At 60.3% G+C, this 22147-nt stretch carries 18 protein-coding genes; 8 read left to right on the top strand and 10 right to left on the bottom strand.

What is annotated here, in order from left to right; all coding sequences use genetic code 11:
* Window positions 1-210 precede the first annotated feature (210 nt).
* Window positions 211-1236, top strand: a complete 1026-nt coding sequence (locus QF039_RS23150) for a hypothetical protein (protein WP_307520917.1) — start codon at window positions 211-213, stop codon at window positions 1234-1236.
* A gap of 46 nt (window positions 1237-1282) precedes the next feature.
* Window positions 1283-6058, top strand: a complete 4776-nt coding sequence (locus QF039_RS23145; protein ID WP_307520915.1) for an RHS repeat domain-containing protein — start codon at window positions 1283-1285, stop codon at window positions 6056-6058.
* 11 nt (window positions 6059-6069) lie between these two features.
* Here QF039_RS23145 and rhlB read toward each other — a convergent pair whose 3' ends face one another.
* Both rhlB and QF039_RS23135 read right to left on the bottom strand, forming a co-directional pair.
* Complete coding sequence (rhlB, locus tag QF039_RS23140) at window positions 6070-7557, bottom strand: ATP-dependent RNA helicase RhlB (RefSeq protein WP_023659203.1); 1488 nt, start codon at window positions 7555-7557, stop codon at window positions 6070-6072.
* 96 nt (window positions 7558-7653) lie between these two features.
* Complete coding sequence (locus QF039_RS23135; RefSeq protein WP_177036201.1) at window positions 7654-8310, bottom strand: alpha/beta hydrolase; 657 nt, start codon at window positions 8308-8310, stop codon at window positions 7654-7656.
* A gap of 347 nt (window positions 8311-8657) precedes the next feature.
* Between QF039_RS23135 and QF039_RS23130 the strand changes: the two genes are divergently transcribed.
* From QF039_RS23130 to QF039_RS23115, 4 genes are all read left to right on the top strand, one after another.
* On the top strand, window positions 8658-9689 hold the full coding sequence (locus QF039_RS23130; RefSeq protein WP_003216321.1) for an amino acid ABC transporter substrate-binding protein: 1032 nt from the start codon (window positions 8658-8660) through the stop codon (window positions 9687-9689).
* 72 nt (window positions 9690-9761) lie between these two features.
* A complete protein-coding gene (locus QF039_RS23125) occupies window positions 9762-10943 on the top strand; it encodes an amino acid ABC transporter permease (RefSeq protein ID WP_003216323.1) in 1182 nt (393 codons plus the stop codon).
* A gap of 10 nt (window positions 10944-10953) precedes the next feature.
* Entirely contained in the window at window positions 10954-12051 is a 1098-nt protein-coding gene (locus QF039_RS23120; protein ID WP_003216325.1) for an amino acid ABC transporter permease, read from the top strand.
* A gap of 10 nt (window positions 12052-12061) precedes the next feature.
* Window positions 12062-12826 carry an amino acid ABC transporter ATP-binding protein gene (locus QF039_RS23115; RefSeq protein WP_003171943.1) on the top strand — a complete coding sequence of 255 codons (765 nt, stop codon included), beginning with the start codon at window positions 12062-12064 and terminating at the stop codon, window positions 12824-12826.
* Between the two features lie 61 nt (window positions 12827-12887).
* On the opposite strand, the gene QF039_RS23110 is transcribed toward QF039_RS23115, so the two are convergent.
* Together QF039_RS23110 and QF039_RS23105 are read right to left on the bottom strand one after the other, a co-directional pair.
* Window positions 12888-13370 (bottom strand): type II toxin-antitoxin system MqsA family antitoxin, encoded by a 483-nt coding sequence (locus QF039_RS23110; protein WP_003216327.1) that lies wholly within the window; start codon window positions 13368-13370, stop codon window positions 12888-12890.
* A complete protein-coding gene (locus QF039_RS23105; RefSeq protein ID WP_003216329.1) occupies window positions 13367-13678 on the bottom strand; it encodes a type II toxin-antitoxin system MqsR family toxin in 312 nt (103 codons plus the stop codon). Before QF039_RS23105 ends, QF039_RS23110 begins: the two co-directional genes overlap by 4 nt.
* 159 nt (window positions 13679-13837) lie before the next feature.
* On the opposite strand from QF039_RS23105, the gene QF039_RS23100 reads away from it, so the two are divergent.
* Together QF039_RS23100 and QF039_RS23095 are read left to right on the top strand one after the other, a co-directional pair.
* Window positions 13838-14497: a FadR/GntR family transcriptional regulator gene (locus QF039_RS23100; protein WP_307520910.1), complete on the top strand. Its 660-nt coding sequence runs from the start codon at window positions 13838-13840 to the stop codon at window positions 14495-14497.
* Window positions 14487-15767, top strand: a complete 1281-nt coding sequence (locus QF039_RS23095) for a CynX/NimT family MFS transporter (protein ID WP_307520908.1) — start codon at window positions 14487-14489, stop codon at window positions 15765-15767. The genes QF039_RS23100 and QF039_RS23095 overlap by 11 nt, the downstream gene beginning before the upstream one ends.
* Here QF039_RS23095 and QF039_RS23090 read toward each other — a convergent pair.
* From QF039_RS23090 to QF039_RS23065, 6 genes are all read right to left on the bottom strand, one after another.
* Entirely contained in the window at window positions 15764-16414 is a 651-nt protein-coding gene (locus QF039_RS23090) for a DUF1120 domain-containing protein (protein ID WP_008435643.1), read from the bottom strand. The two genes, QF039_RS23095 and QF039_RS23090, sit on opposite strands and share 4 nt — an antisense overlap.
* A 15-nt stretch (window positions 16415-16429) precedes the next feature.
* A complete protein-coding gene (locus QF039_RS23085) occupies window positions 16430-17557 on the bottom strand; it encodes a DUF1120 domain-containing protein (protein ID WP_177036198.1) in 1128 nt (375 codons plus the stop codon).
* Between the two features lie 11 nt (window positions 17558-17568).
* Window positions 17569-19938: a fimbria/pilus outer membrane usher protein gene (locus QF039_RS23080; protein WP_307523022.1), complete on the bottom strand. Its 2370-nt coding sequence runs from the start codon at window positions 19936-19938 to the stop codon at window positions 17569-17571.
* 141 nt (window positions 19939-20079) lie between these two features.
* On the bottom strand, window positions 20080-20778 hold the full coding sequence (locus QF039_RS23075; protein WP_008435638.1) for a fimbria/pilus chaperone family protein: 699 nt from the start codon (window positions 20776-20778) through the stop codon (window positions 20080-20082).
* Between the two features lie 28 nt (window positions 20779-20806).
* Window positions 20807-21433 carry a DUF1120 domain-containing protein gene (locus QF039_RS23070; protein ID WP_256343963.1) on the bottom strand — a complete coding sequence of 209 codons (627 nt, stop codon included), beginning with the start codon at window positions 21431-21433 and terminating at the stop codon, window positions 20807-20809.
* 64 nt (window positions 21434-21497) lie between these two features.
* Window positions 21498-22112, bottom strand: coding sequence for a DUF1120 domain-containing protein (locus tag QF039_RS23065; protein ID WP_307520903.1), 615 nt, complete (start codon window positions 22110-22112; stop codon window positions 21498-21500).
* Window positions 22113-22147 lie beyond the last annotated feature (35 nt).

The raw sequence follows: 22147 nt of genomic DNA, 5'->3' as shown, positions 1-22147 counted from the left end.
TTGCTTGCTCCCCCACAAGCCCACTTTCACATTTATATTCAGCCTGGCGATAAAGCAGGAAATCGCTATTTCCTTTTGACCTGAAAATTCCGGAAAAACTGTTATTTCTAACAGTAGGCGGTCCCTTCTATAAAGCGCTTACTTGCATCAGGCCGGTACAAGATGTGGCGTTGATGATAACTGTTCTCTATGTTGGATAAGGAGAAGGAAATGAAAGCGGAAGATCCGAATGTTCGTTTAAAAACGTTTGATATTGAATTTCCTCGCGATGGTGGCAATGTAGTTGATAGTGAAGTGTATCTGGGTGGCAAACAGCAATGTCAAGTCAATATAATTGTCCAAAAGGAGAGGAGAAACGCTGAAGGTATATGGGAGCTGGCAGCCTTTGAGGCGACGGAGCTTGAAAGTGCCACGGTGGTTGAGTATTCCACAAACCCAGAAGCGACAATTCCGGCCGGATGGTATTGTGATACAAAAAGGAACGAATTTAACATGGGTCGGTGGTCGGGGGCGCTTGAGGAACCCAGCATGGCGACAGCCCCTTCTAACCCTGTTATTCAGCCGATGCCCGGTATTGGTCCGCTCGAAAATGAGAAGCGATACCTGAGGTGTGATCTGAGATCAACTGGTAATCAGAAGTTTATGGCAAAAATTACGGTGGGACGTAAAATATATACAACTAATATGGAGAGAGATAATGTTAATTATCAATCATCTGTCACTGTTAAGTGTAAAGAACCCTATACATTGTCTGCTGAGCGGCTCGATCATTGGGCTGATACCGACGCCTTTTCAGTGCAGGGTGTGGATGTGGATATTTATTATTGGACGCCACCCCTTGGGTTGAGATTTGTCGAGAATATACCTCCGACTGATCCCGTAAAATTAAAAGATCCATCTGTTCAGGGGGATCACTTTGATATTTACTACACTCGGGACATTGGGCACGGTATTAGACAGATCGGCGGTGTCATACGGGGTAATACTGTTGGAAACATCACAATGAATAGCCTGCTGAAAAAATCTTCAGGGGGAAATGAACTAATTCCTGCGAACAAACGCAATACAATCATGCGTGCTGCGCGAGTCAAGGCCTGGTTGAATAACCCCAACACCGATCAACAAGGGGCCAGTATTTGGACAATGGTCGATAGTTACGGCTGCTCGCATCACTATTACCTGACCGAGACCGACAATTACAATGTGATGGTGCTGCGCGCCACTTCAAAACCCTGACGTTCCAGGCATTTCATCCCCTCTCTGAGTGTGAAGCGGCGGGCCTATGGACATCTATTCGAACGCGTTTAATTTCAGCGCCCACCTCGGCGGTTCGGTTGACCTGCGTACCGGGCAGTATGGGTGTCTGATTCGTTTGGCAGTCTTGAGCCCAAAAGGGCCGTTAGAGGTCAGTCGAGAGATTGCCTTGGCGTTCTCGATGATGGATACCCGCAACAGTGGCTACGGTAAAGGCTGGAGCTTGTCGAATACCGAATTTGACCCGAACAGCTTCAAGCTTACGCTACTCAACGGTGAACAATATCTAACCCAAGGGCTGCCCTCCGTAGGGGACAATGCTGTTATTACCGACCATAAGTTGAAGGACCTCACCATAAAACGGGTTGCGCAAAATACGCTGCACGTAATTTACAAGGATGGCACTGTCGAAATCCTGCGTCCCCTCAGCATTCCCGGTCCCTATAAGATCAGTGCCATCCAGTTCGAAAATGGCGAGCGGCTGACCTTCCGGTATGGCGGTAATAACGTATTGCAGAGCATTGTTGACGATAAAGAAACCGACCTGTTGATGTTGAAGTATTCCGCCGGATCGCTGGTAACCGCCGATACACTAATTGATGGTAATCGTTATGCCCGTACGCGATTTGAATATACTCATATCGACAACCAACTGACCAGGGTCACGGTTCCTTATGACTTGGCCGGGCCAGTCGCAAGTGAGGCCTATTCGTTTCAGTACCTCAGGTTGCCTGACGCAATGGTGGCTATTTCGCAGGTTATGACACCCATGGGGGGGCAGGAGATAATTCGGTATAACCCCAATGGGCTTCAATACGATGCCCGTTTGTATATTCCGGTCGTCACCCACTGGGAGCAAAACCCCGGACGCGGGCAGCCCTCTGTCGTCCGCTCCTATAACTACAGTCCCAACCGTAACTTCACGGGATATCCTCTGAATGGCGGCTTCCGCCAGGGCCAGGATAATTTGTATCGGGTGGATAGCGAGTACGCTTATTGGGCGGAAGAAACTTACGTTGATAATAATGGCAAGCCCCTGCGGTCTACCCGCGCCACTTATAATCGTGTTCACCTGATGACAGAGGAATTAATGCTAGCCAATGGCAGCCAGGTCAAAACCGAGACTGTCTACAATGAAGTTCGGGGCGTCCAGTTTCCAAATCAGCCCGCCAATCTCCAACTTCCGAGCCGCATCACCAAGACCTTTGAGCTGTATCCCCAGGGTGGCAAACCCCCACGGGCGGAAGTGATCAGTATCACCACTGACGACTTCGGCAACGAACTAAGCCGCACCGAGGCCTCCGGCGTACGCACCGAATACACTTATTACCCGGTGACCGGCGAGCCCCGAAGATGCCCTGCCGACCCCCATGGACTCTTTCAACGTTACCTGAAGCTGGAAAAGCTTTTCCCGGCCAGATCGACCACTGCGGCTCGGACCACTGAACATTCCCACACCGACGTCTCGATAACGGGGGGCGGCTACTTCGTCATGCCGCTTGCCATCAACCTTGAAGGGGGCACCCATACGTCTTATACCTATCATTCTGCGGCCGCCAACCCCGCCCTGCATGGTCGCTTGAAAAGCTCCACGACGACGATCGACAAACTCTCTCTGGTCTCCGATTTCACCTGCACCTTCAATGGCGACTCGATCACCGAAGTCCGGAGCTTGAAGGGGCGTGAGCCTGGTCAATGGCTCGAGTCCGCGCGCACGTGGTCACTGACCAATCAGCGTCTGCTCGACATGACACGTGATGCCGTCGGCAGCCTGGCGATGACGTACGATGTCAGTGGGCGGCTGACATCGGAAACCGCCGCGCCAGGCAAGCCCCAGATGGCCCGACGTCGTTATGCCTATCACTTTTCGGCCGGGGCCAAGATGGCCCATTTGGTCACCACGGACGCACAAGGCACCGTGCTCTTCACGTATTTCGATGGCATGGGACGCCAGCTCTCTGCTGCGCAATCGCTTGATGGCATCGCGGACAATGACAGGCTCCTGGGGTCCTGGGCGTACGACGCACTCGGGCGGCTCGTGAAGCAAACCCGTCTGGATTATCTGGGTGATGGGCCGCGTACATTGAAAACCAGCCACGCCTATAACATCTGGGGCAACCCGTGGACGGTAACTCAACCCGATGGTCGGGTATTGATCGATGAATATGACCCGCTCCTCAACCGCCGGGTGACGGGGGTGCAAGGTGACGCGCAACTGGAAACCTGGTTCAACGAACACAATCAACCGGCCCGGGTTGAGCGGGTGAGCGTTGGCGGTGCGCGCATCGTGGTGGAAACCCGTACTTATGACGGGCTGGGCCGCTGCACGGAGCGCATCGATGCCAGGAAGACCAAGACTGAATACGCCTATGACATTTTTGATCGTGTGGTGCGCAGCCTGGAAACCCCCTCCGACGGAACGCCGCCCCGTGAGCGGTTGACGACGTATGCGCTTGGCACCAGCGAGCCAATGGTGCGCACCCTCACCGTAGACAGCAAGCTGGTTGGCACGCGTGAATACGACAGCCTGGGCCGCGTCATTTCCCAAGCGCGTGGCAACGCAACAGCCACGACCTGGGAGTACAAGCCCAACCAGGTTGCGCCAGTGGCGGTGACTTCGCCGCGCGGTGACCGCCAGGAGTACCGGTATGACCTCGAGCTGGAAACACTGACGGGCGTCCAGATGGCAGGGCATGCGCCGATAGACCTTGAGTACGACCCCATCAGTGGCGCGATGCGACAATCCCTTACAGCCGGGCTCAAGCATGAGATGAGTTACGACGAGAACGGCTATCTCGCCAAGGAAGTTCAGACGCTGGGCAGTCAGGCATTGACTAGCCTGACCAGCTACTCACCGGGTGGGCGGCTGTTGCGGCATACCTCGGCGGATGGGCAGCGCAGTGACCTGAAATATGACCTGTTCGGACGCCTCCAACAGACAACCACCGGTTTTATCGGCACGATCCAGGCTTACGACAGCCTGGGGCGCCCATCGGCGCGAACCCTCAGTTACCAATTCATGCGTCTTACCGACTCGGTGGTCTATGACGCATGGGGGCGTGAGTCAGAACGTAAGCTGGATCAGTTCGGTGCGCTACTGCAGAACATCGTCAGCACCTATTACGACGATGGCCTGCTGGCCACTCGCACGTTGAAAGATGCGAATGACGCCGTGGTCACGGGCGAGACGTTCACTTACGATGGTTATTCGCGGCTCAAATCCTATGTGTGCGACGGCACGCAATTCCCGATGGATCGATTGGGTCGGGCGATCAAGCAGCAGCATTTCAGTTACGACGGTCTCGATAATATGACCGAAGTGCAGACGACATTTACCGATGGCGGTAGCGACCGTAGCGAGCGTTTTTTCCAGGGTCAAGATCCTGCTTGCCTGACGCGCGTAACCCACACTAACCCGGTGCAAAACCAGACCCTGAGCTATGACGCCTCCGGTAATTTGCAGCAGGGCACCTCCAGCCGCAGCTTTGCGTACAACGGTTTTGACCAGCTCACTGGTGTGCAGGTCGACGCCCTCAGGTACAGCTATCAATACGACGGCGAGGCACGCCAGGTGCTTGCTGCGCGAGGCAACGAAGCCCCCGTGATGCTGGCCTATGCCGGGGATCGGCTCGACACGCTGGTGGAGGGCAGTAAACGGGTGCATTACGTGCGCGACGGCGACCAGGTGCTGGCCTACCGTGATCACGGTAATCGCGAGCAACTACTGGTCAATGACGGCGCTGGCAGTGTCCGCGGTGTGGTGGCGCCGGGCATGGAGCAGGTGCGCCGGCAGTACGCGCCCTACGGTGACGCCAGGATCGCCTTGGCAGATGGCACGCCTCCTTCGATGGTCCATCTGCAACTGCCCGCATACAATGGCGAACGGCTGGACGTACCGGTCAACCTCTATCACCTGGGTAATGGGCGCCGTGCCTATGATCCCGAACTCATGGTGTTTCTCTCTCCTGATCCCCTCAGTCCTTTTGACGAGGGCGGGATCAACAGCTACGCCTATTGTGGCGGTGACCCGGTGAATTGGTCGGACCCCAGCGGCCTCTTCAGTTTTCCAACATGGGCCCGGTGGGCACTGACCGGTGTTGCACTGGGCATGTCGGTGGTCACCGCTGGGCTTGCAACCGCGGGCTTGCTCGCTGCCATCGGCGCTCAAGCCGCGGCACTGACCATTGCCGGCAAGAGCGCGCTGTTGGTAGCCTCAGGCGCGGCCTCGGTAGGTGGGACGTTGGGGATTGCCGCACTGAGCGTTGAGGCGGTCGACAATCAGATGGGCTGGGATCGCTCCAGTCAAATCAACGTCCTGAACTGGGCATCGCTGACCTTTTCAGCGGTGGGTGTCGCGGCCAGTTTAGGGGGCGCAGGCATAGCGGCGACGGGCGCTTCCCGGGCGGTTGAAGTCGCCGCAAGCCCGGCGGTCCGAAGCTTCAGTCTATTGAGTTCCCAAGCAAGGGCCGGATTGCAGGCCGCTGGCAAGTTGCTGACCGGTGCTTCTTACAAGTTCTTCAATGACATTACGCTGCCAAGCCAAGCCTGGGGGGTGACGCGTTTTGGCTTGCGCGTGGTCAATCTGTACCGCTCGGTCGACGGTCGGATCAGAAAGCGCCAGCCGGCAGCGCCTATCGGGGGCGATGCAGAGAACTTGCAGCAGCCACTGGGGCAGCCGCAACCCCAGCCTCAGGCCCATCGCCTTGTCGATATGTCGGGCAGCAGCTTCACTTTCCATGAGGCCTTTTCGCACGAGGCCTCGCGTGTTCGCCAACCCATCCTGGCCGAATGGAATTCGGCCTGAGGCTTTCCAGCTTAAGGGCGCTTGCGCTCCACCGGACGCAACAGATGCGTCGGCGGCGTTTCGCAACTGATCTTGCGGCCCAGCAAGGTTTCGATCGACGGCAACTGGTACGAATCGTCTTCACCGGCAAAGCTGATGGACACGCCCGCAGCACCGGCACGGCCGGTACGGCCAATCCGGTGCACGTAGTCGTCCGGCACTTCCGGCAGGGTGAAGTTGATCACGTGGCTGATGCCATCGATATGAATCCCGCGCCCGGCCACGTCGGTGGCCACCAGCACGCGAATCTTGCCTTCGCGGAAACCTTCCAGGGTCTTGATGCGCTTGTGCTGCGGCACGTCGCCGGACAGTTGCGCGGCATTCACGCCATCACGCACCAGGCGTTCTTCGATGCGGCGCACTTCGTCCTTGCGGTTGGCAAACACCATGACCCGCTCCCAACCGTTGTCGTTGACCAGGTTGTAGAGCAGCTTGTATTTGTCGGCACCGGCCACGGCATAGATATGCTGTTCGACGTTCTCGCTGGCGACGTTGAGTGCCTCGATCTCGACGATGGACGGGTCGGTGGTCCACTGCTTGGCGAGGTTCATCACGTCTTCGGTGAAGGTCGCGGAGAACAGCAGGGTCTGGCGCTCGTTCTTCGGCGGGGTCTGGCGAATGATCTGACGCACTTGTGGGATGAAACCCATGTCGAGCATGCGGTCGGCTTCGTCCAGCACCATCACTTCGACCATGTCCAGGTGCACGTCGCCGCGCTGGTTGAAGTCCAGCAAGCGCCCCGGGGTGGCCACCAGGATGTCGCAGTGGCGCGCTTCCAGATGCTTGAGCTGCTTGTCGAAGTCCATCCCGCCAACAAACGTCATCACGTTGAGGCCGGTGTACTTGGTCAGGTCGGCGGCGTCCTTGGCGATCTGTACCACCAGCTCCCGGGTCGGGGCGATGATCAGTGCGCGGGGTTCACCCATGTAGCGCTCTTTTGGCGGTGGGGTCTGCAACAACTGCGTAATGATCGAGATCAGGAACGCAGCGGTCTTGCCGGTACCGGTCTGGGCGCGACCGATGGCGTCTTTGCCGGCGAGGGTGAAGCCCAGCACTTGCGCCTGGATCGGCGTGCAGTACGGGAAACCCAGGTCCTGGATGGCGTGCATCAGTTCCGGGGCGAGCTTGAAATCATGAAAGCGGGTTTTGCCTTCCTGGGGTTCGACAACGAAGTCTTCCAGTTTCCAGGGAATAACCACAGGTTTGGGCGCGCGTTCACGGCGCGGCTTCTCCTGGCGTGGCTCCTGGCGTGGTTGGTCGGCGGCTGGCTCTTCAGCGACGTTAACCGTGGCGGGTGTGGTCACCGGCTCTTTTTTTGGCGAGGCTACAGGTGCGGTCCGGCCAGGCTGCTGGCCGTCATTGCGGCTGCCTTGAACGTGGGCGGGGGCACTGGAACCTGGCGCGAGCTGCTCAGCCTCGCTTTTACCGAACATCTTCTTGAGTGCTTTGAGCACGGTCATCTCATCAATTGGTTAAGGAATGTACGCCGGCCAGTGTAATGCAAGAATCGGGCGCGGCGTAGTGCGTTGGTCATGCGGCTACACAATGGGTGGTTTTCAGCCCAGGCGGGCGGCCAACCAGTCACCGATATCGTGTATCTCCTGGGGTAACACTTCGTGGCCCATTGGGTATTCCTGCCATGCAACGGTGACACCGCGCGACTTCAAATGCTCATAGGCGCTGCGACCCATGGCGTTCTGCACCACGTCGTCGTATTCGCCGTGCAGGCACAGCGCCGGAATCCGTTGCTGGCTCGCCGACAATTCGAGTTCGTCACCGAAAGTGGGAGCGTAGGTGGAAAGGGCGATCACGCCACCCAAGGCGCCCTGCCATTTCAGGAACGCGGTGTGGAACACCACGGCGCCACCCTGGGAAAAACCGGCGAGGAAAATCCGCGAGGCGTCTATCCCGCTGCTTTTTTGTTCCTTGATCAGGTCGGTAACCATTTTTGCCGAGGCTTCCAGCTCTTCAACACTGATGGAGCGCGCCGGGCTCATGGCCTTGATGTCGTACCAGCTCGGCATCTCGTAGCCGCCATTGATGGTCACCGGGCGTGTCGGCGCCTGGGGCAGGACAAAGCGCGTCGACAGGAGTTTTTCCTGCAGGGCTTCGGCCACGGGCAGGAAGTCGTAGCGATCGGCACCCAGGCCATGCAACCAGATTACGCAGGCGTCTGCGGGCTTGGCGGGCTGAAGAATCAAGGGTTCGGTCATGTCTGCTCCATAAATGTGCGTGCGCTCCGATTGAGTGCGTCGGAACGGTGCGCGACGGGTTGATCTGTTAAGAGAATGTCGCAAGGTTGAATCTTTTGCTCTTGACCATGGGCTGAAACGACTCAGCCATCAGTCTGGTACGGGGCTTGCTATGTGAAACCCGATGTCAAGGCTCACCCCAGGCGGTAACACTATCAGTGACTGGCGCCTGTGGGATAGCAACTGGACTTAAAGCAAAAACCTCATGCTGTTTGACCCCAAAAAAAGCCAACACGGGTCGATGTCGCCTCATAAGGGTGCGGTGGGGTTCGAGCTCCGACACAACAAGAGCAAAACTGGAGGTTTGAATGAAGGTATTGAAATCCACCCTGGCCATCGTGACCGCGGCTACCGTACTGGGTGTCAGTGGTTTCGCCCAGGCTGGCGCCACGCTGGATGCCGTGCAGAAGAAAGGCTTTGTGCAGTGTGGCGTGAGCGACGGTCTGCCGGGCTTCTCGGTGCCGGACGCCAGCGGCAAGATCCTCGGGATCGACGCTGACGTGTGCCGTGCTGTTGCCGCTGCCGTATTCGGCGACGCAACCAAGGTCAAATTCAGCCAGTTGAATGCCAAGGAGCGTTTCACCGCGCTTCAGTCTGGCGAAGTCGACATCCTGTCGCGCAACACCACCATGACCAGCTCCCGCGATGCCGGCATGGGCCTGAAATTCCCGGGCTTCATCACCTACTACGACGGTGTTGGTTTCCTGGTGAACAACAAGCTGGGCGTGAAAAGTGCCAAGGAACTGGACGGTGCAACCATCTGCATCCAGGCCGGTACCACCACTGAGCTGAACGTTTCCGACTACTTCCGCGCCAACAACCTGAAGTACACCCCGATCACGTTCGACACCTCCGATGAAAGCGCCAAGTCGCTGGAATCCGGTCGTTGCGACGTACTGACCTCCGACAAGTCCCAGCTCTACGCACAGCGCAGCAAGCTGGCTTCGCCGAAAGACTACGTGGTACTGCCGGAAACCATTTCCAAAGAACCACTGGGCCCTGTCGTGCGTAACGGCGACGACGAGTGGCTGGCCATCGTGCGCTGGGTTGGCTACGCCATGCTCAACGCCGAAGAAGCCGGTATCACCTCCAAAAACGTCGAAGCTGAAGCCAAGTCCACCAAGAACCCGGACGTTGCCCGTCTGCTGGGTGCTGACGGCGAATACGGCAAAGACCTGAAAGTGAAGAAGGACTGGGTCGTACAGATCGTCAAGCAGGTCGGTAACTACGGCGAAGTGTTCGAGAAAAACCTCGGCAAGAGCACGCCTCTGGAAATCGATCGTGGCCTGAACGCTCTGTGGACCAACGGTGGCATTCAATACGCACCACCTGTGCGCTGATCGCTGATGGTTCTATCACCCGGTGGGCCAACCGCCGGGTGATGTTCTGTTCCATTATTTCTGGGGCACTTAATGCAAAATCAAATCGGCGCACCAAAACAGAAGCTCAGCTTCAGTGATCCAAAAGTGCGTGCGTGGCTATTCCAGATCATCACGATTGTGGCGGTGGTCTCGTTGGGCTGGTACCTGTTCAACAACACGCAAACCAACCTTCAACACCGGGGCATTACCTCGGGTTTCGACTTTCTTGAGCGCAGTGCCGGCTTCGGCATCGCTCAGCACCTGATCGACTACACCGAATCGGACAGCTATGCCCGGGTCTTTGTGATCGGTCTGCTCAACACCCTGCTGGTGACGGTGATCGGTGTGGTCCTGGCGACCATCCTCGGGTTCATCATCGGTGTGGCGCGCTTGTCGCCCAACTGGATGATCAACAAGCTGGCCACGGTGTATGTGGAAGTGTTCCGCAACATTCCCCCGCTGCTGCAAATCCTGTTCTGGTACTTCGCGGTATTCCTGACGATGCCGGGGCCGCGCAACAGCCACAACTTCGGCGACACGTTCTTTGTCAGCAGCCGTGGCCTGAACATGCCCGCCGCGTTGATGGCGGAGGGTTTCTGGCCGTTTGTGATCAGCGTCGTGGTGGCAATCATCGCCATTGTGCTGATGGCCCGTTGGGCAAATAAACGCTTTGAAGCCACCGGTGTTCCGTTCCACAAGTTCTGGGCCGGCCTGGCGCTGTTGGTGGTGATCCCTGCGCTGTGCGCTTTGGTGTTCGGCGCGCCGCTGCACTGGGAAATGCCCAAGCTGCAAGGCTTCAACTTCGTCGGCGGCTGGGTACTGATTCCCGAGTTGCTGGCGCTGACCCTGGCCCTGACCGTGTATACCGCGGCGTTTATCGCCGAGATCGTGCGTTCAGGCATCAAGTCCGTCAGCCACGGCCAGACCGAAGCGGCGCGTTCCCTCGGGCTGCGCAACGGTCCGACCCTGCGCAAGGTGATCATCCCGCAAGCCCTGCGCGTGATCATTCCGCCGCTGACCAGCCAATACCTGAACCTGGCGAAAAACTCGTCACTGGCCGCCGGTATCGGTTACCCGGAAATGGTTTCGCTGTTTGCCGGCACGGTGCTCAACCAGACCGGCCAGGCCATCGAGGTTATTGCCATCACCATGAGCGTGTACCTGGCGATCAGCATCAGCATTTCCCTGCTGATGAACTGGTACAACAAGCGCATTGCGCTGATCGAGCGGTGAGGAAACCTGCATGAGTACGCATACTTTCAAACCTGATATGCCGCCACCGAACAAAGTGTTCGGGCCGATGGCATGGATGCGCGCCAACCTGTTTTCCAGCTGGCTCAACACCCTGCTGACATTGCTGGCGTTCTACCTGATCTACCTGGTCGTGCCGCCGATCCTGCACTGGGCGATCCTCGATGCAAACTGGGTCGGTACCACCCGCGCCGACTGCACCAAGGAGGGCGCCTGCTGGGTGTTTATCCAACAGCGCTTCGGGCAGTTCATGTACGGCTACTACCCCGGCGACCTGCGCTGGCGCGTCGACCTGACCGTGTGGCTGGCCATCGTGGGTGTGGCGCCGTTGTTCATCTCGCGCTTCACGCGCAAGGCGGTCTACGGCCTGAGCTTTTTGGTGGTGTACCCGATCGTTGCCTACTTCCTGCTGCACGGCGGGATCTTCGGCATGACCAACGTGGCCACCAGCCAGTGGGGCGGCTTGATGCTGACCCTGGTGATCGCCACCGTCGGCATTGCCGGGGCCTTGCCGCTGGGCATTGTGCTGGCGTTGGGTCGGCGTTCGAACATGCCGGCGATTCGTGTGGTCTGTGTGACCTTCATCGAGTTCTGGCGCGGCGTACCGTTGATCACGGTGTTGTTCATGTCGTCGGTAATGTTGCCGCTGTTCCTGCCGGAAGGCATGGGCATCGACAAATTGCTGCGGGCCTTGATCGGCGTGATCCTGTTCCAGTCGGCCTATGTAGCCGAAGTGGTGCGCGGTGGCTTGCAGGCGATTCCCAAGGGCCAATACGAGGCTGCGGCCGCGATGGGCCTGGGTTACTGGCGCAGCATGGGCCTGGTGATTTTGCCCCAGGCACTGAAGATGGTGATCCCGGGCATCGTCAACACGTTTATCGCGTTGTTCAAGGACACTAGCCTGGTGATCATCATCGGCCTGTTCGACCTGCTCAACAGCGTCAAGCAAGCCGCCGCCGACCCGAAATGGTTGGGCATGGCCACTGAAGGCTACGTGTTCGCCGCCCTGGTGTTCTGGATTTTCTGTTTTGGTATGTCCCGCTATTCCATTCATTTGGAACACAAGCTGGACACAGGCCACAAGCGTTAGGAGTGTTGTGATGAGTGAAGCGATCAAACAGCCTGTGAGCCCTGAAGGCATTATTCAGATGCAGGGCGTCAACAAGTGGTACGGCCAGTTCCACGTGTTGAAAGACATCAACCTGAACGTCAAGCAGGGCGAGCGTATCGTGCTGTGCGGCCCGTCGGGTTCCGGCAAGTCCACCACCATCCGCTGCCTCAACCGCCTGGAAGAGCACCAGCAGGGCCGCATCGTGGTCGATGGCGTGGAACTGACCAACGACCTCAAGCAGATCGAAGCGATCCGCCGCGAAGTCGGCATGGTGTTCCAGCACTTCAACCTGTTCCCGCACCTGACCATCCTGCAGAACTGCACGCTGGCCCCGATGTGGGTACGCAAGATGCCCAAGCGCAAGGCTGAAGAAATTGCCATGCACTACCTTGAGCGCGTGCGTATTCCGGAACAGGCCCACAAGTTTCCGGGGCAGTTGTCCGGCGGCCAGCAACAGCGCGTGGCGATTGCCCGTGCGCTGTGCATGAAGCCGAAAATCATGCTGTTCGATGAGCCGACCTCGGCGCTCGATCCGGAAATGGTGAAAGAGGTACTGGACACCATGATCGGCCTGGCGGAAGACGGCATGACCATGCTCTGCGTGACCCACGAAATGGGCTTTGCGCGCACCGTGGCCAACCGCGTGATCTTCATGGACAAGGGCGAGATCGTTGAACAGGCGGCGCCGAATGACTTCTTCGACAACCCGCAGAATGATCGGACCAAGTTGTTCTTGAGCCAGATTCTGCATTGATCCATGGGTAATGCTTGAAACAATAAACCCGGCCTGGTGCCGGGTTTATTTTTGCCATCAATCAAGTTGTCGTCAGGGTCTCGTGCTCTTTATGTACCGTATGCACGGAATTGCGAAGATCTGCGCCTTCACTCAGGATTTTTGCTTCGACCAGCAAGTGGGGGTGACGCTCAAGCAAACGCATCAGGACTACCAGGGATTTGGGGGGCAATACCTCACCGCGCTCGTAACGAGATAAGGCGTTGTGGCCACCACCCGATAGCAGTTGTACCGTTTCTTTTTGTGAAAGGTGCAGTTTGCGGCGTATGCGCTTCATCTCGGTGCCGACCATCTGCCTGAAACTGTGAACGATTTCATCGCAGTGGTCTGAATAGCGTTCCGCGTCTTCGGGGTCCAGGATCACCTCTCCACATGCCTGGCACTCCCATCCAGACAGATCGTCTATACGGCGATGCAAACCTTTGACTTCCGATGTTTCGCTACGTCCTGAGAAGTGATGCATTCCGTCATGCCTGCCGCAGCTGAAGCATTGCTCTGTTTTCATGGGTTTTTCTCCTTGAAGGAGATCACCGGAGGTTTACCATCCGTGCGGTAGGTCACCTTGATGTAGATCTCCAGATCATGTGAGTGAATGTGATACACATCTTGCCAAACTCGATGGTCGTCATGAGTGGTCATCGACTTGTACAGCATCGTGTTTTTCAACTCGAAAATGACCGCCTGCATTTGTTCGATGCTTAAATCAAGATCCTCGCCGCAACGGCGTGCGCTTTGAGTAAATGCTTGCTTTCCAAGCCGCCTGACATCCGCCTTTATCACCGCCAGATCGTAATGAGGTGTGTACTTTTCCATAAGACACCTGAGTCCAATAATTACCCTCTGAGGGTAATTTTACCAATCGAAAATACTGCTCCTTTGCCTGCCCAAGAACCCTAGTGCGTTGCCTTTGTAGGCAACTCCGAATAGGCTGTGGGAAAATTCATCCTATGATTGGATGAAAGGACGAAACCCATGACAGACATCGCCCCCCTGATCAAACGCTCCCTCGTCGATCAAGCCCTCGAACAGTTGCGCCAGCGCATCACCCAAGGCGTATGGGCCATCGGCGAACGCCTGCCCACCGAGCCCGAGTTGTCTGCCGAGTTGGGGATCAGCCGCAACACCGTGCGTGAAGCCATGCGCGTATTGGCATTCTCCGGGTTGATCGAGATCCGCCAGGGCAACGGCAGCTATTTGCGCTCCATGACCGACCCGCTGGGCGCGATGAAAGCCTTGTCCCACTGCACCCTGGCTCAGGCGCAGGAGACGCGGCAGATTCTTGAAGTCGAGGCAGTCGGCTTGGCCGCGTTGCGCCGCACCGATGAAGACCTGGTCGCTTTGCGCGCGGCCCTCAACGCCAGCGGCGACCATTACCACGGTGATCTTGAGCACTACATCAGCTGCGACCTGGTGTTCCACAAACGCCTGGTGGACGCGGCCCACAACCCGGCCTTGAGCGAGCTGTATCAGTACTTCTCGAGCATCGTCGGCGCGCAACTGCGCCAGACCCTGAACATCCAGCCGCGTCGGCAAGCGGTATTCGACCTGCACGGCGCCTTGCTCGATGCCGTGGAACAACAGGACCCGGAACGTGCCAAGGCGCTTTCCCGGCAGTTGATCAATGAACCTTGAATCCGAGATCCCCATGCCCCGTTCAGAAAACGCCCTTGAAGAACTGCTGATCGACGCCGAAGCCGATGACGAGGAGGTCCAGCACAGCCCGCCGGTGGTAAGCCGTCCGTGGTTGTTGCTGTTGGGCCTGATCCTGGTGGCGCTGAACCTGCGCCCGGCGTTGTCGAGCATGGCGCCGCTGCTCGCTGAGGTCTCCCACAGCCTGGGTCTCTCGGCGGCCAAGGCCGGGTTGCTGACGACGCTGCCCGTCTTGTGCCTGGGCCTGTTCGCGCCACTGGCTCCGATCCTGGCCCGACGTTTTGGCGCCGAGCGGGTGGTGCTGGGCATTCTGCTGACCCTGGCCGGCGGCATCATCCTGCGCAGCTCATTGGGTGAGGCCGGGCTGTTCGCCGGCAGCCTGCTGGCGGGCGCGAGTATCGGCATCATCGGGGTGCTGTTGCCCGGCATCGTCAAACGCGATTTCGCCAAACAGGCCGGCACCATGACGGGCGTGTACACCATGGCCCTGTGCCTGGGTGCAGCGCTGGCGGCGGGATCCACGGTGCCCCTGAGTCATTACTTCGGCGACAGCTGGAACATCGGCCTGGGGTTCTGGATTCTCCCGGCGTTGGTCGCGGCGTTGTTCTGGTTGCCACAGGTCGGCCAGAAACACGGCGCGCACCAGGTGGCCTATCGCGTGAAGGGCTTGTTGCGTGATCCGCTGGCCTGGCAGGTGACCCTGTACATGGGCCTGCAATCCTCCCTGGCGTACATTGTGTTTGGCTGGCTGCCGTCGATCCTGATCGGCCGTGGCCTGAGCGCCACCCAGGCGGGCCTGGTGCTTTCCGGTTCGGTGATTGTGCAACTGGCCAGTTCCCTGGCTGCGCCCTGGCTGGCCACCCGCGGCAAGGACCAGCGCCTGGCCATCGTGGTGGTGATGGTGCTGACCCTGGGCGGCCTGTTCGGTTGCCTGTATGCACCGTTGGACGGTTTGTGGGGCTGGGCGATATTGCTGGGCCTGGGCCAGGGTGGCACCTTCAGCCTGGCACTGACCTTGATCGTGCTGCGTTCACGGGACTCCCACGTAGCCGCCAACCTGTCGAGCATGGCCCAGGGCATCGGCTACACGCTGGCGTCCATGGGGCCGTTCGCGGTCGGCCTGGTGCATGACTGGACCGGTGGCTGGAACGCCACCGGCTGGATTTTCGCGGTGATCGGCCTGGGCGCGATCATCGCGGGGTTGGGCGCCGGGCGTGCGCGGTATGTCGGCGTGACCAGCGAAAAGGTCTAGAGGTACAGCACTTCCATAGTGCTGGAACCATCGATATGCACGTCGCTGCTGAGGTCGAGATTGTTCTTGGCAGCGATCACCGTATCGACCCTGACCAGGCTGCTCAGCGTCTGGAAGGCCGTCGGCCCGCTGGTGCTGCCGACGGTGTCGGTAAAGCCGAGAAAGCTGCGCGAACCGATGTCGATCGGGTTGCTGTTGGCGGTGCGCCAGGCGATCCCGCCGCTGGTGGACTCGGTGCCGTAAACCTCAGGCAGGCTGTCGATCACCGTCTGCTTGGGGTCGAAGGTCAGGGAGTACAGCCCGATCTTGTTGCCACTCGGGTCCAGGCCCAGCCCGTAGTAGATTTCGCTGTTGACGTTGGCGGTGCCGTCGCGGTTGTCGCTCATGCGCAGGGCGTAGCGAGTCGCTGCCTCGCAGTTGATGGTCACGCTCAGGTAGCGCACCGGCAGGCGTTTGCCGCGATCAATGTTCAACTCCTGTTGGGAAATCTTGCCGTAGTCGATCAGCCCGTTGCTCGACAGCGCCGGTGTACAGGCGCTGGGAGTGAGCAAGCCGGTGATGCCGAGTTCAACACTGGAGGCTGCCGTGGCACCGCTGCTGAGGGTCAGCAGGGCAAGTGTTGCGAGAGAACGCTGGCGTAGGTGCATGACCATACTCCTTGATCAGAGGTAGATGATTTCAATCGTGCCGGAACCGTCGAGCAGTACTTCCGTACGCAGGTCCAGGCTGTTCATGGGGGACAGGACGGCGCGCACGCTGATCTGCCCACTCAGGTTCTGGATCGCGGTGGGGCCGGCATTGCTGCCGGGTAGAGCGGTAAAGCCGAGCAAACTGCTGCTGCCGATGGGAATGGGGTAGGCGCTGGAGCTGCTCCAGGCCACGCCACCGGTGGTGGAGTCGGTGCGATATACCTGGGGCAGGGCATCGGCGCGCAGGTCGAAGGGGTCGAAATAGAGGAAGTACCGGCCGATTTTATTACGGCTGTCGTCCACTCCCAGGCCGTAGGCGGTTTCGTCGATGCCGCCGGTGGCCGAGCCTTTGCGGTTGTCATGCATGCGCAAGGCGAAATGAGTCGGGCCGTCGCAGCCGATACTCAGCAGCAGGCTGCGGGAGACCAGCCCGGTTTCCTTGTCGGTGTTAAGGCTCCTGGACCACATACGGCCAAAGTCGATGATGCCGCCGTTGGACAGCGTGGTTTCGCAGGCCGCCGGGGCGAAACCGGCTTGCAGCGACAGCTCCCGGGCGCGGCCGGTGGCGACGGCGTCGATCAAGCCGGTGGCTTCCCAGGTCACCGCGTCGCGCACTTGCAGGGCGTCGGCCTGTGCCCAGGCATTGACCAGCAATTGCGCCGAGAAGCTGCTGCCGGTGGTCGGCGCACCGTCGCGCAACGGTACGATGGCCTGGTCGGGCCGCCAGTCGAGTGTCCTGCCCCTGGCACTGGGCGCCTGGCCTTGCCCGCTGGTCAACCCCAGTTCAACAGCCTGGCCGTCGAGTACCGCATCGCTGATGTGCACGCGGTAACTGCCACGCTCGGTAAAGCGGTAGCGCTCGGCGGTCGCGGCCAGGGCCCGGTAGAACACGTGCATATCGGTGGGCGTCGGGCAGTTCAGGTTGAGGCTCAGGCGGCGTTCTCCCAGCAGGATTTCTGCGCCGGGGTTGCGCTGCACGGCGCGGTTCATCACGCCGAAATCCAGGCGCGACTGGCTTAGGGTCAGTTGGCATTCGTCGGCGTGCGCCCGGCTCTGGACGATGGCGCCCAGGGCCAATCCCAGCAGTAACAATCGCTTCATCACACTCTTCCTCATGGCGTCACACAACGCGCCGGGGCGGTTTCGAAATACACCTGCGGGTCGGCTTTTTCCGCGAGTTCAACCTGCAGTTCACAGCGGCTCATGCCCGGTGCCTTGACCCACAGGGGGCGTGGGTCCAGCACGTTCGGCAGGAACACCTGGCTGCCTTCCTGCACCAGGGTCACGAACTCGCCCTCGGCGGTACTCACCGTGGCGCCACGGGGCAGTGGCGTACCGTGGTCGGTTGCCACCGTGAGCAAGGCACGGCGGGTCAGGGCCACACCGAACTCCACGCGATCCACCGCACCGCGTCCGGCGCTGATGACGGCCAGGCCGTTGCTGATATCGGCATTGCGCGGCAGCGACTGGGTTTGCACTTCCACGGGGCTGCGCCCGTAGGCGGACACCTGCGGTACCACGGCCTGGCCCTGGAAGTCGGTCCATACCGGGCCGCTGGGCGTGGTGAGCTTGACCCCGGCCATATCGCCGACAGACACCAGCGCAAAGGTGTCGCGCACCGGATAAGGCGAGAAGGTCACGCCACCGCTGTGGGCCACCACCGCACCGCGTGCGCCGCCCTGGTAGCTGGAACGTTCGGCGTCCGAGCGGCTGTAGTTCATGTCCAGTTGTGCATAGCGCGGCAGATAGGAGACGCCGAGGGTGGATTCCACTTGTTGGTCGCGGCTGTCGTGCTCGGCGCTGACCCGGTAACTGAGTTGATCGTTGACCTGCTCGTTCACCCCCAGGCCGATGCGATGCTCGCCACCGGAGTTGCGCACCCAGGAGCGCCCACGCCGGTTCTCACCCAGTGGCACGCTCAGGTTCAGGTACACCGCGTTCTCGTTATTCTGCCGGCCGCTGACCTGCCACTCGGCACTGGCCGACAGCGACACGCCGCGCACGCTGGTGCCCCATGAGGCCAGGGCACGGCTGCTGTTTTCGCCGTTGAACGTGGTGGTGCGCGACAGGCCGGCATTGAAGGCGCCCAGCCATGGATGGGCCCAGCCCAGGGCCAGGCTCTGCTGGTCGCGATAGCGGGTGAGGCGACCTTCGTCGTCCCGTGAGTCGTAGTAGGCGGCGTCTTCCAGCTCCCGGTAGCCCATGGTGCGGTGGGAGGCGCCGGCGGTGATCGACCATTGCCGGCCCAGGCGCTGGGACAGGCTCAGGTCGGTCTGTACGCCGCGTTCACCCAGGCGTTGGGCATCGGCAATCTGGGTCGACAGTTGTACCTGGCCGTCTGGCCACGGCAACAGGCCGAGGCTGGCACCTGTGGCGCGGTAGTCTTCGGCAGCCAGTGCGCCGGCTCCCAGGCTCAGGCGCGGGTTCAAGGCGCCGCTCCAGCCGCCGCTGATTACCCATGGATCGTCGCCCCGTGTATCGCCGATATTGCGCACCCGGCCTGCTCCCAACGAGTAACCCGGCGCTGGCAAGCCGATGCCGAGCATCGCCGCCGGCACGCTGAAGCGCCGCTCTTCGCCGGTGCTTTCCTTGACCGTCACTTCAACGTCCGAGCGTGTGTTCAGGCGCCGTACGTCGGTGAGGGAGAACGGCCCGGCCGGCACCACGGTGGAGTGAATCAGCGCGCCGTTCTGGCGTACCTCGACCTGGGCCGGGCTGTTGGCGATGCCGCTGATGGTCGAGCCCTGTTCCTGGTCCTGCAGGGCCTGTTCGGTAAACAGCTGCATGCCGGTGATCTGCGCGGACGACAGCACCGGGTTGTAGAGGTTGATCTGCCCGGCCTGCAACACCGCCTGCTGCTCGGCGAAGGTGCGCTGGGCATAGGCTTCCAGGTGGGTACTGCGGGACCGGGAGTCTTGCCAGGTCTGTACCTGGCGGCTGCGCACGATCCAGTCGCCCGCGTTGAAGCCCAGCTCGGTATTGGCCGAGCCGAAGCGGCTGGCGTCGTCGCCATAACGGTTGTACAAACCGGTGAGGTCGTAGTTGAGCAAGCCGGCGAACCCTCCGGTTTCATAACCGGACAGCTCACGTTGGCGCGGGCGCAGGGCATCGGTGGGCACCATCAGGCTCACGCTCAGGCTGGCGGGGTCTTGCTCCACCACGGTTTGCGGGTATTCGCCGAGGAAGTCATGGCAGTGGCTGTCGGCCAGCGGGGCCGGTATCACCAGGTCGGCGGCGTCCAGCAGCGGGCGGTCGAAGCACAGCGCGCCCTGGCTGTCGAACTGCACATCGAGGCGGCCACGGCGCTGGCCGTTCACCGTCAGGCTCACGGCATGGCGGCCGCTGGTGTAGCGCGGTGCGTCGAGCAGCAGGTAGGCCAGCTCCGGGTCGATACCGCGCTGGTGCAGGGTTTGCGCGTCGAAGGCATCGGCCCAGGCATCGGCCGACAGCAACGCCATGGTCAGTGGCAGCGCGGCCCGCATCCGGGCGGGGCGTAAAGGACAGTCGGGCACGGCTTCGCCAGCCGGGTCAGTGGTTACTGTGTTCACGTAAAGGCACTCAGGTTATGGAAGCCGGCAACGGTTGGCGGGCTTCCCGGTGACAGTCACAGGGCTGTCACTTCGTTATTCAGCGTTTGCGGCGGTTATCGGTGCTTCATAGGCGGCGACGGCAAAGCCGTACACGGTGGCCGGTTGCAGGCGTACGGCCGTGGCGGTGTGGGGCGTGCTGAGCCGCAGGGTTTCGCCGGGCAACACATAAGTGCGCGGCAGCACCAGGCTCTGCTTGCCGGGCAGCAATTGCAGCTCCTGGGCCAGGCGCACCACGTAAGGCGTGGGGTTGGCGACGTTCAGGTGACCGGCGTTCAACGACCAGGTCAGCCCGGTCCAGGGTGTGCGGTTCGGCGCCAGGCCCTTGGGATGAATGATCACCGGCAGGTTCTGGCGCACGGTCACGCCCACCCGCGCATGGCCAGCCTGGGCGGCGTCACGGTCCTTGGGCATGCCTTCGAAGATCACCCGCTTCAGGCGTTGGGTTTTCAGGGGCGTGGGGTTGCGCAGGATAAAGCGCACCAACTGGCTTTTATCGGCCTCGACCCGGGACAGGGGCGGGGTGACGAACAGCAGCGATTCGGTGTCTTCCGGAATGTCTTCCAGGGTGACGTGCAGCAGGGCCAGTTTGCCGTCGGTGTTGGTCACCGACACCGAAGCTTCGCCGTCGGCCTCGTTGACGATCACCACCGAGGTGTCGGGCACCATGCCGTCGGCAAACGCCTGGGTGCTCAGCAGCCAGCCCAGGGCCAGCAAGGTTGGATAGGTCTTCATGACGCAGTTCCTAAAATGATCACAGGGCTTAGAGGTAACGCAAATCCAGGACCAGTGAGCCATCGAGGGGAACGTCTTGCCTGAGGGTCAGACGGTTCGCCGGGTGGATGGTGGTCTGTGCGCGGATCCGGGTGGTCAGGGTGACGATGGGTTCCGGAAACGGTCGGCCGGGACGGGCGAAGCCCATGAGTGTCTTGGGGTGGATGGCCGGTTGGGGAGCCCAGAGGCCGCCTTCGGGGTTTGACACAAGTGACTGCATGGCCTGGCCGTCTCCTTGCGCCGCTTCGAACGCCAGGTCGACGTAACCCAACTGCTCCGCGGGCGCGTTGGGGTTTCTCCCCAGGCCGTAGGTAGTGTCCGGTGCGGCGGACGAATCTTCGCGGCTGTCCAGGCCAATCAGGCCAAACAACAAGGGGCCGCTGCAGTGGATCTCTACCTCCAGCCATTGGGTGGGCAACGGGGTGGGAGCCACCTGGTTGAGGAGATGGGCAGGGATGGTGCCGTGGTCGATGATGCCGCTGCCGGAGAGCGCGATGGTGCAGGAACTGGGGGTGACCAGGCCCGACAGGGTCATCTCGGTGGCGGTGCTGGCAAACACGCTAGAGCCGGTGTTGAGCAATAACAGCGCCGTGCACAGGCGTAGGGTTCTGTTCATCATTCGGTCTTCAATGTGTTCGGTGCAAGTAAGGCGCCTCGCTGCGAACGGCGAGGCCGCGGGTTTACAGGTACTTCACTTCCAGCGTGGCCGAGCCGTCGATCGGGTGTTCATCGCTCAGGTCCAGGCTGTCGGCCCGGGCGATCTGCGCGTACACCACCAGGTCGCTGACGACTTGCTGGATCGGCACCGGCAGCCAGGTGCCCGAGGTTCTATCGCCGAAAGCCGCCAATGCGCTGGGTGGCAGGATCGCGTCCGCCGACTCTGCCCAGGTCGTGCCGTTATCCCCGGATTCCAGCACCGTGACGGCGACAGAGTCTGCGACTGCGTTATTCAGCATCAGGTCGTAGGCCCCCAGCTTCTGCGTACCGTTGATCAACCCCAGGCCGTAGGTGCCGCCGCTGGAGTTGGACCCGGCGCGGTTGTCGGTGCCCTTGACGGCAAAGAGGGTGCCGCCGTCGCAGGTGATGGTCAGTTGCAAGGTGGTGCGTGGCAGTTGTTTGGGGGTCGTGAGGTTCAGGTCTTTGGCGGAGATCTTGCCGTAGTCCACCATCCCTCCGCCGGACAGGCCAGGTGTGCAGGCGTTGGGGGTAATCACCCCTTTGACAGTCAGGTCGACGGTGGACGCCGCCAGGGCAGGAGGCGCTGGTGCTGAGCAGCAGCGCGGTGGCCAGGGCATTGAGCGTAAGTTTCATGGGGCACACGTTTCCTTTC

Source organism: Pseudomonas sp. W2I6 (assembly GCF_030815935.1).
GTDB lineage: Bacteria > Pseudomonadota > Gammaproteobacteria > Pseudomonadales > Pseudomonadaceae > Aquipseudomonas.
Note: the sequence above shows the minus strand (reverse complement) of the source record. Positions and strands in the feature narration are given on the sequence as shown.

Excerpts from the sequence above, each read along its gene's own strand:
- QF039_RS23105 (WP_003216329.1), bottom strand. The coding sequence starts at position 13,678 with ATGGAAAAGTACACACCTCATTACGATCTGGCGGTGATAAAGGCGGAT.
- QF039_RS23120 (WP_003216325.1), top strand. The coding sequence starts at position 10,954 with ATGAGTACGCATACTTTCAAACCTGATATGCCGCCACCGAACAAAGTG.
- QF039_RS23080 (WP_307523022.1), bottom strand. The coding sequence starts at position 19,938 with ATGCGGGCCGCGCTGCCACTGACCATGGCGTTGCTGTCGGCCGATGCC.
- rhlB (WP_023659203.1), bottom strand. The coding sequence starts at position 7,557 with ATGACCGTGCTCAAAGCACTCAAGAAGATGTTCGGTAAAAGCGAGGCT.
- QF039_RS23145 (WP_307520915.1), top strand. The coding sequence starts at position 1,283 with ATGGACATCTATTCGAACGCGTTTAATTTCAGCGCCCACCTCGGCGGT.
- QF039_RS23130 (WP_003216321.1), top strand. The coding sequence starts at position 8,658 with ATGAAGGTATTGAAATCCACCCTGGCCATCGTGACCGCGGCTACCGTA.
- QF039_RS23150 (WP_307520917.1), top strand. The coding sequence starts at position 211 with ATGAAAGCGGAAGATCCGAATGTTCGTTTAAAAACGTTTGATATTGAA.
- QF039_RS23125 (WP_003216323.1), top strand. The coding sequence starts at position 9,762 with ATGCAAAATCAAATCGGCGCACCAAAACAGAAGCTCAGCTTCAGTGAT.
- QF039_RS23115 (WP_003171943.1), top strand. The coding sequence starts at position 12,062 with ATGAGTGAAGCGATCAAACAGCCTGTGAGCCCTGAAGGCATTATTCAG.
- QF039_RS23110 (WP_003216327.1), bottom strand. The coding sequence starts at position 13,370 with ATGAAAACAGAGCAATGCTTCAGCTGCGGCAGGCATGACGGAATGCAT.
- QF039_RS23135 (WP_177036201.1), bottom strand. The coding sequence starts at position 8,310 with ATGACCGAACCCTTGATTCTTCAGCCCGCCAAGCCCGCAGACGCCTGC.
- QF039_RS23070 (WP_256343963.1), bottom strand. The coding sequence starts at position 21,433 with ATGAACAGAACCCTACGCCTGTGCACGGCGCTGTTATTGCTCAACACC.
- QF039_RS23095 (WP_307520908.1), top strand. The coding sequence starts at position 14,487 with ATGAACCTTGAATCCGAGATCCCCATGCCCCGTTCAGAAAACGCCCTT.
- QF039_RS23075 (WP_008435638.1), bottom strand. The coding sequence starts at position 20,778 with ATGAAGACCTATCCAACCTTGCTGGCCCTGGGCTGGCTGCTGAGCACC.
- QF039_RS23085 (WP_177036198.1), bottom strand. The coding sequence starts at position 17,557 with ATGAAGCGATTGTTACTGCTGGGATTGGCCCTGGGCGCCATCGTCCAG.
- QF039_RS23090 (WP_008435643.1), bottom strand. The coding sequence starts at position 16,414 with ATGCACCTACGCCAGCGTTCTCTCGCAACACTTGCCCTGCTGACCCTC.
- QF039_RS23065 (WP_307520903.1), bottom strand. The coding sequence starts at position 22,112 with ATGCCCTGGCCACCGCGCTGCTGCTCAGCACCAGCGCCTCCTGCCCTG.
- QF039_RS23100 (WP_307520910.1), top strand. The coding sequence starts at position 13,838 with ATGACAGACATCGCCCCCCTGATCAAACGCTCCCTCGTCGATCAAGCC.